The following is a 15,393-nucleotide window of genomic DNA, read 5'->3' on the forward strand; positions in this document are numbered from 1 at the left end:
CCGGGGGCGGGCTCACTGACCGCCGAAGTCGGCGGGCAGTCCCAGGAAGTCCTGAATGATGAAGAAGTGGTCCTCGAAGAGCGCCTCCGGGTCCAGGTCCGCCAGGGCCACCCAGCGAGCGTGGTCGCCGCCCTTGACTGGCTTGAGGCGAGGCAGCTGCTGGTCAGGGGTCAGGGCGAAGTAGAAGGCCTCCGCCAGGGTGCGGCCACGCCAGCTGCGGTGAGGTTCGTCGAAGAGCCGCTGGCCGCGCAGGGAGCCCTTGAGCACAGGCTCCGGCACCTTCAGGCGCACCCGTTCGCGCAGCTCCCGCAGGCAGGCGTCCAGCAGGCGCTCATGGGAGTTGATGAAACCGCCCGGCAGCGCCAGCAGCCCCTTGCCCGGTGCCGCCGTGCGGCGCACCAGCAGCACGTGCCCTGACTGCACCACCACCGCATTGACCGTCACGAAGATGGGCGGGTAGGGCGCCTGGGCCCAGGCGCTGCGGTACTGGTCCAGCAGCCGCTGCTCCTCGATCAGCTGGCGGTAGTGGTCGCCGGCGCAGAACTCCTGCACCGAGTCCACCACGCCGGGGGGCAGGTCGTGGGCGGCGCCGGTGGTCAGGTAGTCCTCGGCGGAGGAGGCGGAGCGGAACAGCCGCTCACGGATCTGGCTCGCCGAGATTCCCTCCACCAGGGGCACGCTCACCGACTCCCACTGGGGAAAGAGTGAAAGGTAGTAGCTCGACTGTCCGCGGCTCGCCCCGATCAGACCGATGCGCGGCAGGCGCGCCGTATGGGGGCTGGCGATATCACGCACCTTGCGCTGCACGTCGCGCACCCAGACGTCGTTGTTGTAGAGGGCGTCGAGGAGCGGCACCACGGCAAGCCGGGCGTTCTCGTCGTCGTCGAAGGCGCTGCGCAGCATGGCGCGTCGCTCGTCGAAGCGCCAGGGGTTGCGCAGGGAGCGAGCCTGCCAAGAGGAGCCCACCAGCACGATCACCTGGCGCGCTCGCTTGAGCGCCTCGTGGATCACCGCCAGGTGGCCCAGGTGCGGCGGCTGGAAGCGACCGATGAACACCAGGCAGTCGAAATCGAAGGCGTCGCGGTCGGTGTCCGGGCAGGCGGGCATGGCGTGTCCTGAGCAGAGGGTGCGTTGGCGACCCATTATGGTCAGCCCGCCCGGGGCATGCAATGCGCGGGCGGGGCGGCATCAGACGGTCGATTCGCGTATCCTTGGGGCATCACAGGGACGCGGGGAACACGATGATCGATCTGAAGAAACTCTCGCCGGCCGGGCTCAGGGGCACGCTGCTCTTCTGGTGGAATGTCATCCACGGTGCCATCCGCCTGTGGCTCGAACGCAACGCCTTCAGCTACGCCGGGTCGCTGGCCTTCTACACGCTCTTCTCCCTGGCGCCCACCATGATCATCGCGGTGACCGTCATCGGCCTGGTGATGGGCGAGGATGCCGCCCAGGGGCAGATCGTCGCCCAGCTTCAGGACACCATGGGGCACGATGCCGCGGCCGCCATCGAGCAGGCCGTGGCCAGCTCGCGCATCGAGGAGTCGGGCCTGCTGCCCACCCTGCTGGGCTTCGGGGCCCTGATGGTGGGTGCCACCACGGTATTTGCCCAGATGCAGTTCTCGCTCAACACCATCTGGGGCGTGACCGCCCGGCCCAGCGCCAACAGCGCCCTGGTCTTCATCAAGAACCGCCTGCTGTCGCTCACCGTGGTGCTCTCTATCGGCTTTATCCTGCTGGTATCGCTGATCTTCGGCGTCATGGTGAGAGCCATGCTGCAGGCCGCCGACGAGCTGGTGCCCTATGTGGGCCTGCTCACCACCACGGCCGAGTTTCTCGTCTCCCTGGCGGTGATCGCCGCGCTCTTCGCCACCATCTTCAAGGTGCTGCCCGACGTGGTGCTGAGCTGGAGGGACGTGCTGGTGGGCGCCGTGGTCACTGCGCTGCTCTTCGCGGTGGGGCGCTCGGCCATCGCCATCTATCTCTCCCACACCGCCACCGCCTCCACTTACGGCGCCGCCGGCTCGGTGGTCATGATCCTCCTCTGGGTGTATTACAGTTCGCTTATCCTCCTGTTCGGCGCCGCCTTTACCCGCTGCCACCTGATCGAGCGGGGTCGCCCCCTGGTCCCGCGCAACACCGCGGTGGTGGTGAAGCGTGAGCTGCTGGACAAGCGCGGCGACGTCGCCTGACGTCCAGGGTAGCATCAGGAAGGCCGGCAGCTGCCGGCCTTGCCTTCATCTGGGTGCTGTCCGGTGGCGTCAGCGTCGGCCGAAGCGCTCCCGGGCCATGGCGTCGGCGATGGTCGCCGGGCTGAGCCCCTCCCGGGCGGCGCGTGGGAAGAGCTCATCCAGGGTGGCACCGATCCCCTCGATATGGGCCATCACCGCGGCCCGATCGTAGTCCTCCCGGCGCTGCCAGGCGATCTCGATCACCCCGCCGGCGTTGGCCACATAGTCCGGGGTATAGAGAATCCCCCGTGCCATCAGGCGCTCGGCGACCCCAGGCGCGGCCAGCTGGTTGTTGGCGGCGCCGCAGACTACCTTCGCCTTCAGGCGGTCCACGACGCTCTCGGTCAGCGCCGCGCCCAGGGCGCAGGGAGCGAAGAGATCCACGTCGGCGTCGAAGATCGCCTCTGGGGCCACCGCCTCGGCGCCCAGCTCCTCGGCCAGGTGGGCCAGCGCCTCCCGGTTGACGTCGGTCAGCACCAGCCGGGCGCCCGCCGCGTGGAGGTGGTGGGCCAGGTGGGCGCCGACATGGCCCACGCCCTGGATGGCGACCCTGAGCCCGTCCAGGTCGCGACGACCGAGGCCGTGGCGCACCGCGCTCTTCAGGGCGCAGAACACGCCCCAGGCGGTAAAGGGAGAAGGGTCGCCGGACTCCCCCGAGGCCCGGCGCAGCCCGCCCACATGGGCGGTCTCCGCGGCGATCACCTGCATGTCCGCCTCGCTGGAGCCGGAGTCCTCGGCGGTGATATAGCGCCCGCCCAGGGAGTCCACCAGGCGGCCCATGGCGCGCAGCAGCGCCGGGGTCTTGCCGGTGCGCGGGTCGGCGATGATCACCGCCTTGCCGCCCCCCAGGGGCAGGTTCGCCATGGCCGACTTGTAGCTCATGCCTCGGGAGAGCCGCAGCACATCGGTGAGGGCCTCCTCCTCGCTGGCATAGGGGTAGATACGCAGTCCGCCCAGGGCGGGGCCCAGGGTGGTGTCGTGAATGGCGATGATCGCCTTGAGGCCGCTTTCGGGATCGCAGCCGAAGAGCACCTGCCGGTGGTGGTCGAACTCGGGATGGTCGAAGAGTGGCATGGCGTAGACTCCCTTGTGAGGATTGTTGTTGGCATGGTTATTGGCATTGCCGTTGTCGACTGCCCGGTAGGGCAGCAGAGCGTCGTCAGGGCTTGTGGCCCGTCGTCGCTATGGAGAAGATTAGCGGAAAACGCGATTCGAAAGGAGGTGTGAGATGGAACAGTGCTGCGTGAAGGCCGTGGTGACCGGCAAGGTGCAGGGAGTCTGGTACCGGCGCGCCACCCAGGAGAAGGCGTTGCAGCATGGCGTTACCGGCCATGCCCGGAACCTGGCCGACGGGCGCGTCGAGGTGCTGCTGTGCGGCGGCCCCGACGCGGTGAAGGCGGTCAGCGAGTGGCTCTGGAGGGGGCCCGAGAAGGCCAGGGTGACCCATGTGGAGCTGGAGGTGATCGAGACCCACATCCCCGACGACTTCCGCACCGGCTAGCCGAGCACCTCGGCGATCCAGTCGCTCACCGCTTCGCCGTTGGCATCCAGGCAGGCCTCCGCCAACGGCGTGTGCGACCAGCGCTCCTGGGCGTAGGCGCGCCCCTCGGGGGCGAAGAGGGTCTGCCCCTCGGCCACGCCCTCGGTCACCACGTTCAGGTGTCCCCGGGCGGTGGTGAAGAGATCGGGCCTGAGCAGCCAGGCCAGGGCGCAGCTGTCGTGGGGGCAGCAGCCGTCGATGCCCAGAAACGTCTGGTAGAAGTCCCGGTAGAAGGCGTAGCTGCCGGCCAGTACCCGCCCGAGCTCGCCCTGGCCGGTCTCGATGCGGGCCATATGAGCCGGTGTGAGCACGCAGCGGTGGGTGGCGTCGAGCCCGACCAGGGTCAGCGGCCAGCCGGCGGTCAGCACTCGGCTCGCCGCCTGGGGGTCGTTGAACATGTTGGCCTCGGCCACCGGGGTGACGTTGCCCCCTTCGCGGATCGAGCCCCCCATCACCACCACCCGCTTTACCCGCTCGACGATGCCGGGGTCGAGCTGCAGGGCGCCGGCCAGGTTGCCCAGGGGGCCGACGGCCACCAGGGTCACCTCCCCGGGGCGAGCGTTCACCGTCTCGACGATAAACTGCGCCGCGCAGCGCGGATCGGGGCGGCCGGTAACGGCGGGCAGCGGGATATCCCCCAGGCCGTTGCCTCCGTGGATATGGGCCGGCGGGGGGAGGCGTGTCTTCGCGAGGGGCGCCGCTGCCCCCTGGGCCACCGGCACGTCGTCGCGCCCGGCCAGCTGGGCCAGCAGCAGGGCGTTGCGGGTGGCCACCTCCACGTCGACGTTGCCGAAGGTGGTGGTGAGGCCTAGCAGTTCGAGCTCGGGGTGGCGCAGGGCGATGGCGATGGCCTGGGCGTCGTCCACGCCCGGGTCGGTATCGAAGATGATGGGATGGGTCATGGGGACTCCTTGCCGAGGAAGTCTGCCACCTCGTCGGCGGTGGGAATGCCGGCGGCGGCGCCAGGGCGCTGCACGGCCAGGGCGGCGGCGACGGTGGCCTGCGCCAGGCAGTCCGGCACCGCTGCCCCTCGCTGCAGCGCCGCCAGGTAGTAGCCGATAAAGGTGTCGCCGGCCCCGGTGGTGTCCACGGCGGATACCTTGAGGGCCGGCTGGTGGCGGCGCTCGCCACCGGCCTGATACCAGGCGCCCTCGGCGCCCAGGGTCAGTACCAGCTCGCAGTCGGGCAGGCGGGTGGCCAGGGCGTCGAGGAGGGCGTCCGAGGGGGAGTCGACCGGGAGGCCGGCGAGCCCGGCGGCCTCGGTGCGGTTGACGAAGAGCAGGCGACAGGCCGAGAGCGGCAGCTCCCCCACGGCGTCCGTCATGGGGGCGGGGTTGAAGGCGACGCGGATCCGTCGCTCGGCGGCCAGGGCCAAAAGCGCCGCCAGGCCGTTGCACTCGTTCTGCAGCAGCAGCCAGTCGCCGGGGGCGGCGGTGTCGACCAGAGCCTCGAGGGTGGCGCCATCGAAGCCGTGGTTGGCGCCGGGGTAGAGGATGATGGCGTTCTCGCCGGCATCATCGACCTGGATGATGGCGTGGCCGCTGGGGGCATCCACCAGGCTGACATGGCTGACGTCGACGCCGGCGTCCGCCAGGGTGTCCCGGGCCCAGGCGTCCCGGCGACCCAGCCGCCCCCAGTGGCAGACCCGCCCGCCCGCCCGGGCCAGGGCCAGGGACTGATTGGCCCCCTTGCCGCCGAGCCCCACCGCATAGGCGTGGCTGGCCAGGGTCTCGCCGGGGGTGACCAGGTGGGGCACCCGGTAGACGTGGTCGAGGTTGATGGAGCCCAGGTTGTGGAGCATCGGCATGGGAGTCGCAGCGGCCATGGGGCCTCCTCGGTCAGGCCTGCCAGTCGCGCAGGTTGTCCGCGGTTAGCGCCACGACCTTCTGGCGCGCCTCCGGGGTGATCCAGGCGTTATGGGGGGTGACGATCAGGTTCAGCGGCTCGCCCAGGGCGTCGATCAGCGGGTGCCCCTCCCGGGGCGGCTCCACCGGCAGGACATCGACGCCGAGGCCGCCCAGGCGCCCTTCGCGAAGCGCCTCGAGGGCCGCCAGCTCGTCGATGATGCCGCCTCGGGCGCAGTTGACCAGCAGCGCCTCGGGCTTGAGCATCGCCAGCAGCCGGGCGTCGACCAGATGGCGGGTCGCCTCGCTGAGCGGGCAGTGCAGGCTGATGATATCGGCCTCGGGGGCGAGGGCGGAGAGGGAGGGGCGGCTATCATCCGCTTTGCCGGGGCGAGCGGCGAAGGTCACCTGCATGCCGAAGGCCTCGGCCAGCCGGGCCACCTGGCTGCCCAGCACCCCCTGGCCGACGATCACCAGCCGCTTGCCCTCCAGCTGCAGGGTGCCATGCCCCATCAGGCAGAAGAAGGCGCTCTGCCCCCAGCGCCCCTCGGCCACGTCGCGCTGGTAGAGGGGCAGGCGGTTGGCCAGGGCAAGCATCAGCATCAGGGTGTGCTGGGCCACGCTGGCGGTGCCGTAGGCGGTGACGTTCTTCACCGCGATGCCCAGCCGCTCGGCGGCGGCCATGTCGATATTGTTGGTGCCGGTGGCCAGCACGCAGATCAGCTTCAGGTCGGGGAGGGCCTCCAGGGTCGGCGCATCGAGGACCACCTTGTTGACGATGGCCACCCCGGCGCCGACCAGTCGCTCCCGGGCCTCGTCGGTGCTGCTCTGGGCATGGACCTCCAGGGATGCCACCTGCTGGCGGATCGGGGCGAGATCGATATCGGGGCCGAGGCTGGCGGCATCGAGAAGCACGGCTTTCATGGCAATTCCTCAAGAAAGAAGGGCGCCTTGCCCGCAACCGGTAGGGGCACGCTATAATGTCGGGCTTTGGCAGGCTTGGATTCGTCGTGGGCCGGCCACATATTCGTGTCTGCCGGCCATGGCCGGCGCTTGTCTGATACGGGTAATGTCATCTGCGGAGTGATCAAACCATGCCCATCTACGAATACGAGTGCAAGGCCTGCGGCCACCGCCTGGAGAAGCTCCAGAAGATCAGCGCCGCCCCGCTGACCGACTGCCCCAGCTGCGCGGCCCCCGAGCTCGCCCGGCTGGTCTCCGCGGCCGGTTTCCGTCTCGCCGGCAGCGGCTGGTACGAGACCGACTTCAAGGCCGGCGGCAAGAAGAACCTGGCCGGCGACGCGGCCCCCGCCGGCAGCGGCGCTGCCGCGTCCGGCGCTCCCAAGAAGAAGGAGGGTGCGGCGGCCTGAGGGCCGCCCAGCCTCTGAATTCCCTCATTTGCTACAGAACAGGATACGACATGCGCAGCCATTATTGCGGCCAGCTCAACGAGACCCTGGTGGATCAGACGGTCACCCTGTGCGGCTGGGTACATCGCCGCCGTGACCACGGGGGCGTGATCTTCCTCGACATGCGCGATCGCGACGGCATCGCCCAGGTCGTGGTGGACCCCGATACCGCCGAGGCCTTCGCCACTGCCGACCGCGCTCGCAGCGAGTACGTGCTGCGCATCCAGGGCCGCGTGCGGCTGCGCCCGGAGGGGACCCAGAACCCCAACATGCCCACCGGCATGATAGAGGTGCTGGCCAAGGAGGTGGAGGTGCTCAACACCGCCGCCACGCCCCCCTTCCAGCTCGACGAGCATGGCAAGGTGGGCGAGGAGGTGCGTCTCAAGCACCGCTACATCGACCTGCGTCGACCGGAGATGATCGAGAAGCTGCGCCTGCGCTCGCGGATCTCCCACAGCGTGCGCGCCTTCCTCGAAGGCCAGGGCTTCCTCGACATCGAGACCCCGGTGCTGACCCGCGCCACCCCCGAAGGGGCCCGTGACTACCTGGTGCCGAGTCGCACCCACGCCGGCAGCTTCTTCGCGCTGCCCCAGTCGCCGCAGCTCTTCAAGCAGCTGCTGATGGTGGCCGGCTTCGACCGCTACTACCAGATCGCCAAGTGCTTCCGCGACGAGGACCTGCGCGCCGACCGCCAGCCGGAGTTCACCCAGATCGACCTCGAGGCCTCCTTCGTCTCCGAGGACGACATCATGGGGATCACCGAGGCGATGATCCGTCAGCTGTTCCAGGAGGTGCTCCAGGTCGAGCTGCCCGAGTTCCCGCGCATGACCTGGGCCGAGGCGATGAACCGTTTCGGCTCCGACAAGCCGGACCTGCGCATCCCGCTGGAGCTCACCGACGTCGACGACCTGATGCAGCAGGTGGACTTCAAGGTCTTCTCCGGCCCGGCCAGCGCCGAGGATGGCCGCGTGGCGGCGCTGCGCGTGCCGGGTGGGGCCAAGCTCTCCCGCAAGGAGATCGACGAATACACCAAGTTCGTCGGCATCTACGGTGCCAAGGGACTGGCCTGGATCAAGGTCAACGAGCGTGCCAAGGGCATCGAGGGCCTGCAGTCCCCCATCGTCAAGTTCATGGAGAACGTGGTGGAGGAGCTCCTCGAGCGAGTGGGCGCCGAGGATGGCGACATCATCTTCTTCGGTGCCGACAAGGCGCGCATCGTCAACGAGGCGATCGGCGCGCTGCGCGTCAGGCTGGGCGAGGACCTCGATCTCTACACCCAGGCCTGGGCGCCGCTCTGGGTGGTGGACTTCCCGATGTTCGAGGCCGACGACGACGGTCGCCTGAGCCCGCTGCACCACCCCTTCACCTCGCCCTCCTGCAGCCCCGAGGCGCTCAAGGCCAACCCGGCCGAGGCGCTCTCCCGGGCCTATGACATGGTGCTCAACGGTACCGAGCTGGGCGGCGGCTCCATCCGTATCCACGACCGCACCATGCAGAGCACCGTCTTCGAGATCCTCGGCATCGGCGAGGAGGAGGCCCGCGAGAAGTTCGGCTTCCTGCTCGACGCCCTGCAGTATGGCGCTCCGCCCCACGGCGGCCTGGCCTTCGGCCTCGACCGCCTGGTGATGCTGATGGCCGGTGCCCGCACCATCCGCGAGGTGATCGCCTTCCCGAAGACCCAGAGCGCCGGCTGCCTGATGACCGACGCCCCGGGCGAGGTGAGCACCGACCAGCTGCGCGAGCTCAACATTCGCCTGCGCCAGAAGGCCAAGCCGGAAGGCGAGGCGTAAGCCCTCCGCCCTCCCGCATCCCACCGGCGCCCTTGGGCGCCGGTGTCGTATAATGGCCGCCCATCGGGCCCAAGGAGGCCGTCATGCTGATTCTCGGCATCGACCCCGGATCAAGGATCACCGGCTACGGGGTGCTGGATGTGACCGAGGCCAGGCCCCGCTATGTGGCCAGCGGTTGCATTCGCATCCGGGCCGCGGAGCTCGCCCAGAAGCTGGCCCAGGTCTATGCGGGGGTGAGCGAGCTGATCGCCGTGCACGCGCCGGCGGAGTTCGCCATCGAGCAGGTGTTCATGTCGAAGAACGCCGACTCGGCGCTCAAGCTCGGCCAGGCCCGGGGCACCGCCATCGTCTGTGCCGCCAACCACGGCCTGCCGGTGAGCGAGTATGGGCCTCGTCAGATCAAGCAGGCGGTGACCGGTACCGGCAGCGCCGACAAGGCTCAGGTGCAGCATATGGTGACGGCGATCCTCGGCCTCTCCGGCACGCCCCAGGCCGATGCCGCCGACGCCCTGGCCATCGCCCTGACCCACGCCTATGCCCGGCGCGGCCTGCTCCAGAGCGGCAGCTACGGCGGCCACCGCCCGGCGCGCCGGGGCGGCGCCTGGCGCGACTTTCGGCCCTGATGGCGTCGCCGCCTGGCGACGGACCGCGAGTTCTCGAACGCCGTTCTACGGAGACTGGCCAGCCGCACGGGCGACCAGTATAGTGGCCACATCGGCGGCCTCCCGGCCGCCTTTCCTGCAAGTGAAGGATACGGATTTTCCATGATTGGACGCCTGCGCGGCACCCTGCTCGAGAAGCAGCCTCCCTGGCTGGTGGTGGATGTGGCCGGGGTGGGCTACGAGCTCGAGGCCTCCATGACCACCCTGGTGGCCCTACCGGCCCCCGGCGAGTCGGTCTCCCTGCACACCCACCTGATCGTGCGCGATGACGCCCACCTGCTCTACGGCTTCGCCCGGGAGCAGGAGCGGGCGCTGTTCCGAGCGCTGATCCGGGTCAACGGCGTGGGCCCCAAGCTCGCCCTGGGCATCCTTTCCGGCATGGACGAGGCCGCCTTCCGGCGCTGCGTGCTCGACGACGACGTCAAGTCGCTGACGCGCCTGCCCGGGATCGGCAAGAAGACCGCCGAGCGGCTGATCATCGAGATGCGCGACCGCTTCCCCCACTGGGAGCCCGGTGACGACGCCCTCGCGGACCTGGCCGGCGGCGCCCAGTCCGCGGATGCGGGCCACGACCCCCTGGCCGACGCCGAGGCGGCCCTGGTCAGCCTGGGCTACAAGCCCGCCGAGGCGGCGAAGATGCTGGTGGGCCTGGAGGGCGAGGGCAGCACCGAGGCGATCATCAAGGCGGCGCTGAGTCGCCGCATGGCGGGGTAGGGCGATGATCGAGAACGACCGCCTGATCAGCGCCGATACCCGCCCGGGCGAGGAGCCCGTGGATCGCGCCATCCGGCCGAAGCGGCTGGTCGACTACATCGGCCAGCCCCGGGTCCGCGAGCAGCTGGAGATCTTCATCGGCGCCGCCCGCGGCCGCGACGAGAGCCTCGACCACACCCTGGTGTTCGGCCCGCCGGGGCTCGGTAAGACGACCCTGGCCAACATCATTGCGGCGGAGATGGGGGTGGGGCTCAAGTCCACCTCCGGCCCGGTACTGGAGCGGGCCGGCGACCTGGCCGCCATGCTGACCAACCTCGAGGCCGGCGATGTGCTCTTCATCGACGAGATCCATCGTCTCTCGCCGGTGGTGGAGGAGATCCTCTATCCCGCCATGGAGGACTTCCAGCTCGATATCGTGATCGGCGAGGGGCCGGCGGCGCGCTCCATCAAGCTCGACCTGCCGCCCTTCACCCTGGTGGGAGCTACGACCCGGGCGGGGCTTCTGACCTCGCCGCTGCGCGACCGCTTCGGCATCGTCCAGCGCCTGGAGTTCTATGCCATCGAGGAGCTCACCGAGATCGTTGCCCGCTCCGCGCGGCTGATGGGGGTCGAGGCCGATCGCGATGGGGCCCTGGAGGTGGCGCGCCGCTCCCGGGGCACCCCGCGCATCGCCAACCGCCTGCTGCGGCGCGTGCGCGACTTCGCCGAGGTGCGCGGCACCGGGCGAATCGACGCTGCCATCGCCGACCGGGCCCTGGATATGCTCCACGTCGACCACCACGGCCTGGACCACATGGATCGACGCCTGCTGCTGGCGATGATCGAGAAGTTCGACGGTGGCCCGGTGGGGGTGGACTCCCTGGCCGCCGCCATCGGCGAGGAGCGCGACACCATCGAGGACGTCATCGAGCCCTACCTGATCCAGCAGGGGCTGATGATGCGCACCGCCCGCGGGCGGGTGGTGACCCGTCAGGCCTGGCTGCACTTCGGCCTGGCACCCGCCGAGAACGCCGCCGATGCGGCGGGGGAGAGCCGGCCGTGAGCGAGTTCCGGCTGCCGGTGCGGGTCTATATCGAGGACACCGATGCCGGCGGCATCGTCTATTACGTCAACTACCTCAAGTACATGGAGCGGGCACGCAGCGAATGGCTGCGCGCGCAGGGGATTACCCAGCGCGAGCTCTTCGCGGCCGGCATCCAGCTGGTGGTGCACAAGCTGGAATGCCGCTATGCCAAGCCCGCCCGGCTGGACGACGCGCTCGAAGTGAGCGCCGAGATCCGGTCCCACGGCCGCGTCCGGCTGCAGTTTGCCCAGGTCGTGAGCCGTCGCGGGGAACCCTTGTGCGAGGCGCGGGTCGACATCGCCTGCATCGATGCGACGCGCCTCAAGCCCGTACCCTGGCCGCCGGCCCTGGCCGCGGCCTTGGCCCAACCCTCTGCCCAACCGCAAGACTGACGAGGATGCCCGTGAACGACTCCATGTCCATACCCCACCTGATCATGAGCGCCAGTACCGTGGTGCAGCTGGTCATGCTGCTGCTCACGGTGGGCTCGATCCTCTCCTGGGTCGTGATCTTCCAGCGCACCTTCGTGATGCGCCGCGCCCGCCAGGCCCACCAGGCCTTCGAGGAGCGCTTCTGGTCCGGCGTCGACCTCAACGAGCTCTACCGTGAGACCCCGGCGGAGCAGGAGACCCAGGGCGCCGAGCATGTCTTCCGTGCCGGCTTCCGCGAATTCAACCGCCTGCTGCCCAAGACCAGGAGCCCCCAGGCGATCCTCGACGGCGTCCAGCGCAGCATGCGAGTGGCCTGGTCCCGGGAGGAGGAGCGCCTCAGCCTGCACCTGGTGTTCCTGGCCACTGTGGCCTCGGCCAGCCCCTATATCGGCCTGTTCGGCACCGTCTGGGGCATCATGGGCTCCTTCCAGGCGCTCTCCATGACCCAGCAGGCGACGCTCGCTACCGTGGCCCCCTGGATCGCCGAGGCGCTGATCGCCACCGCCATGGGGCTCTTCGCCGCCATCCCGGCGGTGATCTTCTACAACCGCCTGTCCTCCGAGTCCGCGCGGCTGCTGGGCAAGTACGAGGACTTCGCCGAGGAGTTCCACTCCATCCTGCACCGCAACCTGCAGGGCCGGGCCGAATCCGGCGCCGCCTGAGGGAGTCTGGCCATGCATGGACCTTTCAATCGCAGCGGGCGCAAGCCCATGGGCGAGATCAACGTCGTGCCCTTCATCGACGTCATGCTGGTGCTGCTGGTGATCTTCATGATCACCGCCCCCATGATGACCCAGGGCGTGCAGGTCGACCTGCCCCAGGTGACCTCCGAGCCTATCGAGAACGCCGATGAGAGCGACCCCATCATCGTCTCGGTGGATCGCGACGGCGGCTACTACCTCTCCATCGGTGGCGAGGAGAGCGCCGTGGATCTCGATGAGCTGGCCGACCGGGTGATCATCCTGCTCGAGCGCCGCCCCGGCACGCCGGTAATGGTGCGCGGGGATCGCAGCGTCTCCTACGGCCAGGTGGTCACCCTGATGAGCACCCTGCAGGTGGCCGGCGTGGCCAATGTCGGGCTGATCTCCGAACCGCCCTCCGGGGAAGGCTGAGGAGTCGTGATGGCCAGAGATGACCAGCGGGTAGGGTACGGCCTGCCGACGGTCCTGGCGGTGGCGCTGCACCTGGTGGTGGTGCTGTTCAGCGTGATCAGCCTGCCCAGCCGCGAGCCGGAACCGACCTCATCCTCCATCGTCCAGGCGACTCTGGTGAGCACCGAGACGGTGACCGACCAGGCGCAGCGCGCCGAGGCGGCGCGCTCACGTGCCCTGGCGCGGGAAGCGGAGGAGCAGCGTCAGGCCGAGGAGGCCGCCGCTGCCGACGCCGCCGCCCGGGAGGCCGAGCGCGAGGCCCAGCGCCAGGCGGAGGAGCAGGCGCGCGAGGAGGCCCGCCAGGCTGCCGACGCCGCCGAGGCGGAAGCGGCCAGGCGCGCCGAGGAGGCCGAGCGCCAGGCTCGCCAGCGCGAGGAGCAGGAGCAGGCCCGCCAGGCCGAAGCGGAAGCCGAACGTCAGCGCCAGGCCGAAGTGGAAGCCGAACGTCAGCGCCAGGCCGAAGCGGAAGCCGAACGTCAGCGTCAGGCTGAGGAGGAGGCCCGCCGCCAGCGCGAAGCGGAGGAGCAGCGCCGCCGCGAGGAGGAGGCCGAACGCCAGCGTCAGGCCGAAGCGGAGGCCGAGCGCCAGCGTCAGGCCGAGGAGGAGGCCCGCCGCCAGCGCGAAGCGGAGGAGCAGCGCCGCCGCGAGGAGGAGGCCGAACGCCAGCGTCAGGCCGAAGCGGAAGCCGAGCGCCAGCGTCAGGCCGAGGAGGAGGCCCGCCGCCAGCGCGAAGCGGAGGAGCAGCGCCGCCGCGAGGAGGAGGCCGAACGCCAGCGTCAGGCCGAGGAGGAGGCCCGTCGCCAGCGCGAAGCGGAGGAGCAGCGTCGCCGGGAGCAGGAAGCCGCCCGGCAGCGGGAGGCCGAGGAGGCCGCTCGCCGCGCCGCCGAGGCGGCCAGCCAGGGGCTGGATCGCGCCATCGAGGGAGAGAGCGACGCTGTCGCCAATGCGCGACAGGGGCAGGAGGCCGCCAACAGCTTCATCAACCTGGTGCGCCGGGCGGTGGAGCAAGCCTGGGTGATCCCCCCCAACGTCCCCGGCGGCGCCAGCGCCGAGGTGGCGGTGCGCCTGGGGCCCTCCGGCGAGCTCTTTACCGCCTCGATTACCCGCAGCAGCGGCGACGGCGCCTTCGATCGCTCGGCGATCCAGGCGGTGGAGCAGGCGGCACCCTTCGCCGAACTGCGACAGTTGCCAGCCAACCTGCAACGGGACTACCGTCAATTCAATCTGCGTTTCACACCGGGAGACGTACGCTGATGAAAGCCCTGATGACATCCTGGCTTGCCGCCGTGCTGCTGCTCGCCAGCAGCCTGGCCCAGGCCAACCTGACCATCGAGATCACCCGCGGCAGCGATCGCGCGACGCCCATCGCGGTGGTGCCCTTCGCCGGCGGCGATGACTTCCCCGAGGATGTCGCCCAGGTGATCCATGACAACCTGGAGCGTAGCGGCTACTTTGCGCCGCTACCGAGGCGCCAGATGCTCGACCGCCCCAGCGACAGCAGCGAGGTCCGCTACGGCAACTGGCGGGGACTTGACGTGCGCTATCTGGTGGTGGGCAGCGCCAGCCGAGAGGGCGACGGTTTTCGCCTGCGCTACGAGCTGATGGACGTCAGCGGCGAGCGGCGTATGCTGGGCGAGCTGGTCACCGCTGATCGGGGCGAGCTGCGCGGCGCCGCCCACTACATCAGCGACCAGATCTTCGAGGCGATCACCGGCATCCGCGGCGCCTTCCAGACCCGCATCGCCTACGTCACGGCCCAGGGCGTGGGCGACAACATGCAGTTCACTCTCTACGTCGCCGACGCCGACGGCCGCAACAGCCAGCAGGTACTGAGTTCGCCGGAACCGATCCTCTCACCGGCCTGGTCGCCGGACGGTCGCCGGCTGGCCTATGTCTCCTTCGAGACCGAGCGTCCGGCCATCTATATCCAGGATCTCGCGTCAGGCCAGCGGGTGCGCGCCACCTCCTTCGAGGGGATCAACGGCGCGCCGGCCTGGTCGCCGGACGGCCGTCGGCTGGCCATGTCGCTCTCCAAGGATGGGCGGCCGGAGATCTACGTGATGGATATCGCCAGCCGGGACTTCCAGCGCATCACCAACAGCGCGAGCATCGATACCGAGCCCGCCTGGGCGCCGGACGGCCGCAGCCTGCTCTTTACCTCGGATCGCAGCGGCGGGCCGCAGCTCTACCGCCACGACTTCTCCAGCGGCGAGCAGAAGCGGCTCACCTTCACCGGCAACTACAACGCCCGCGGGCGCTTCTCGCCGGATGGCGAAGCGATCTTCCTGATTCACCGTTCCAGCAACGGTTTCCAGGTGGCGCGACAGGATCTCGACAGCGGGCGACTGGTGGTGCTCAGCGACTCGCGTTTCGATGAATCTCCCAGTGTTGCCCCCAACGGGACCATGGTAATCTTCGCCACCCAGCAGGGAAACAGCGGGGTGCTGGGGGCAGTCACCGCCGATGGACGCGCGTCCTTCCGGCTGCCCTCCGCGTCGGGGGACGTGCGTGAACCCGCATGGTCGCCCTTTCTCAACTGACCACAGTGATGTTGGTGC

General features: G+C 69.7%; 17 protein-coding genes. 12 read left to right on the forward strand and 5 right to left on the reverse strand.

Translation table 11 applies throughout. The features are described 5' to 3' along the window. Positions 1-12: 12 nt before the first annotated feature. The gene (locus ACRYRV_RS16175) at positions 13-1,107 is read right to left on the reverse strand and encodes a bifunctional nicotinamide-nucleotide adenylyltransferase/Nudix hydroxylase (protein ID WP_309636370.1); all 1,095 of its coding nucleotides are present in this window, start codon (positions 1,105-1,107) and stop codon (positions 13-15) included. A 134-nt stretch (positions 1,108-1,241) separates the two neighbouring features. On the opposite strand from ACRYRV_RS16175, the gene ACRYRV_RS16180 reads away from it, so the two are divergent. Continuing rightward, positions 1,242-2,192, forward strand: a complete 951-nt coding sequence (locus ACRYRV_RS16180; protein WP_309636369.1) for a YihY/virulence factor BrkB family protein — start codon at positions 1,242-1,244, stop codon at positions 2,190-2,192. Positions 2,193-2,261: 69 nt separating this feature from the next. Here the strand turns inward: ACRYRV_RS16180 and ACRYRV_RS16185 are convergent, their stop codons facing one another. Further along, complete coding sequence (locus ACRYRV_RS16185) at positions 2,262-3,305, reverse strand: Glu/Leu/Phe/Val family dehydrogenase (RefSeq protein WP_309636368.1); 1,044 nt, start codon at positions 3,303-3,305, stop codon at positions 2,262-2,264. 154 nt (positions 3,306-3,459) lie between these two features. On the opposite strand from ACRYRV_RS16185, the gene ACRYRV_RS16190 reads away from it, so the two are divergent. Then, complete coding sequence (locus ACRYRV_RS16190) at positions 3,460-3,732, forward strand: acylphosphatase (RefSeq protein ID WP_309636367.1); 273 nt, start codon at positions 3,460-3,462, stop codon at positions 3,730-3,732. Here the strand turns inward: ACRYRV_RS16190 and ACRYRV_RS16195 are convergent. Genes ACRYRV_RS16195 through ACRYRV_RS16205 form a run of 3 tightly spaced genes read right to left on the reverse strand, consistent with a single transcriptional unit; the run spans position 3,729 to position 6,539 of the window. Then, a complete protein-coding gene (locus tag ACRYRV_RS16195) occupies positions 3,729-4,673 on the reverse strand; it encodes a nucleoside hydrolase (protein ID WP_253442751.1) in 945 nt (314 codons plus the stop codon). The genes ACRYRV_RS16190 and ACRYRV_RS16195 overlap by 4 nt on opposite strands. Continuing rightward, on the reverse strand, positions 4,670-5,596 hold the full coding sequence (locus ACRYRV_RS16200) for a ribokinase (protein ID WP_444984464.1): 927 nt from the start codon (positions 5,594-5,596) through the stop codon (positions 4,670-4,672). Before ACRYRV_RS16200 ends, ACRYRV_RS16195 begins: the two co-directional genes overlap by 4 nt. A gap of 13 nt (positions 5,597-5,609) precedes the next feature. Continuing rightward, a complete protein-coding gene (locus tag ACRYRV_RS16205; RefSeq protein WP_253442748.1) occupies positions 5,610-6,539 on the reverse strand; it encodes a D-2-hydroxyacid dehydrogenase in 930 nt (309 codons plus the stop codon). Positions 6,540-6,709: 170 nt separating this feature from the next. Here ACRYRV_RS16205 and ACRYRV_RS16210 point away from each other — a divergent pair, with 170 nt between their 5' ends. The 10 genes from ACRYRV_RS16210 to tolB all read left to right on the forward strand — a co-directional run bounded on the left by ACRYRV_RS16210 (position 6,710) and on the right by tolB (position 15,375). Beyond that, the gene (locus ACRYRV_RS16210; protein ID WP_253442746.1) at positions 6,710-6,985 is read left to right on the forward strand and encodes an FmdB family zinc ribbon protein; all 276 of its coding nucleotides are present in this window, start codon (positions 6,710-6,712) and stop codon (positions 6,983-6,985) included. 50 nt (positions 6,986-7,035) lie between these two features. Beyond that, the gene (gene aspS, locus ACRYRV_RS16215) at positions 7,036-8,814 is read left to right on the forward strand and encodes an aspartate--tRNA ligase (RefSeq protein ID WP_253442744.1); all 1,779 of its coding nucleotides are present in this window, start codon (positions 7,036-7,038) and stop codon (positions 8,812-8,814) included. Positions 8,815-8,897: 83 nt separating this feature from the next. After that, positions 8,898-9,437, forward strand: a complete 540-nt coding sequence (ruvC, locus tag ACRYRV_RS16220) for a crossover junction endodeoxyribonuclease RuvC (protein ID WP_309636366.1) — start codon at positions 8,898-8,900, stop codon at positions 9,435-9,437. A 141-nt stretch (positions 9,438-9,578) separates the two neighbouring features. Next, positions 9,579-10,190: a Holliday junction branch migration protein RuvA gene (ruvA, locus tag ACRYRV_RS16225; RefSeq protein WP_444984463.1), complete on the forward strand. Its 612-nt coding sequence runs from the start codon at positions 9,579-9,581 to the stop codon at positions 10,188-10,190. A 4-nt stretch (positions 10,191-10,194) separates the two neighbouring features. Then, a complete protein-coding gene (gene ruvB, locus ACRYRV_RS16230; protein ID WP_253442739.1) occupies positions 10,195-11,232 on the forward strand; it encodes a Holliday junction branch migration DNA helicase RuvB in 1,038 nt (345 codons plus the stop codon). Beyond that, positions 11,229-11,645: a tol-pal system-associated acyl-CoA thioesterase gene (ybgC, locus tag ACRYRV_RS16235; protein WP_309636363.1), complete on the forward strand. Its 417-nt coding sequence runs from the start codon at positions 11,229-11,231 to the stop codon at positions 11,643-11,645. Before ruvB ends, ybgC begins: the two co-directional genes overlap by 4 nt. Before the next feature lie 23 nt (positions 11,646-11,668). Continuing rightward, positions 11,669-12,346: a protein TolQ gene (gene tolQ, locus ACRYRV_RS16240; protein WP_309636362.1), complete on the forward strand. Its 678-nt coding sequence runs from the start codon at positions 11,669-11,671 to the stop codon at positions 12,344-12,346. A gap of 12 nt (positions 12,347-12,358) precedes the next feature. Continuing rightward, on the forward strand, positions 12,359-12,796 hold the full coding sequence (gene tolR / locus ACRYRV_RS16245) for a protein TolR (RefSeq protein ID WP_110068683.1): 438 nt from the start codon (positions 12,359-12,361) through the stop codon (positions 12,794-12,796). Positions 12,797-12,805: 9 nt separating this feature from the next. Continuing rightward, positions 12,806-14,089 (forward strand): cell envelope integrity protein TolA, encoded by a 1,284-nt coding sequence (tolA, locus tag ACRYRV_RS16250; RefSeq protein WP_444984462.1) that lies wholly within the window; start codon positions 12,806-12,808, stop codon positions 14,087-14,089. After that, the gene (gene tolB / locus ACRYRV_RS16255; RefSeq protein WP_444984461.1) at positions 14,089-15,375 is read left to right on the forward strand and encodes a Tol-Pal system beta propeller repeat protein TolB; all 1,287 of its coding nucleotides are present in this window, start codon (positions 14,089-14,091) and stop codon (positions 15,373-15,375) included. The genes tolA and tolB overlap by 1 nt, the downstream gene beginning before the upstream one ends. Positions 15,376-15,393: the final 18 nt, after the last annotated feature.

This window comes from Halomonas mongoliensis, assembly GCF_052496345.1.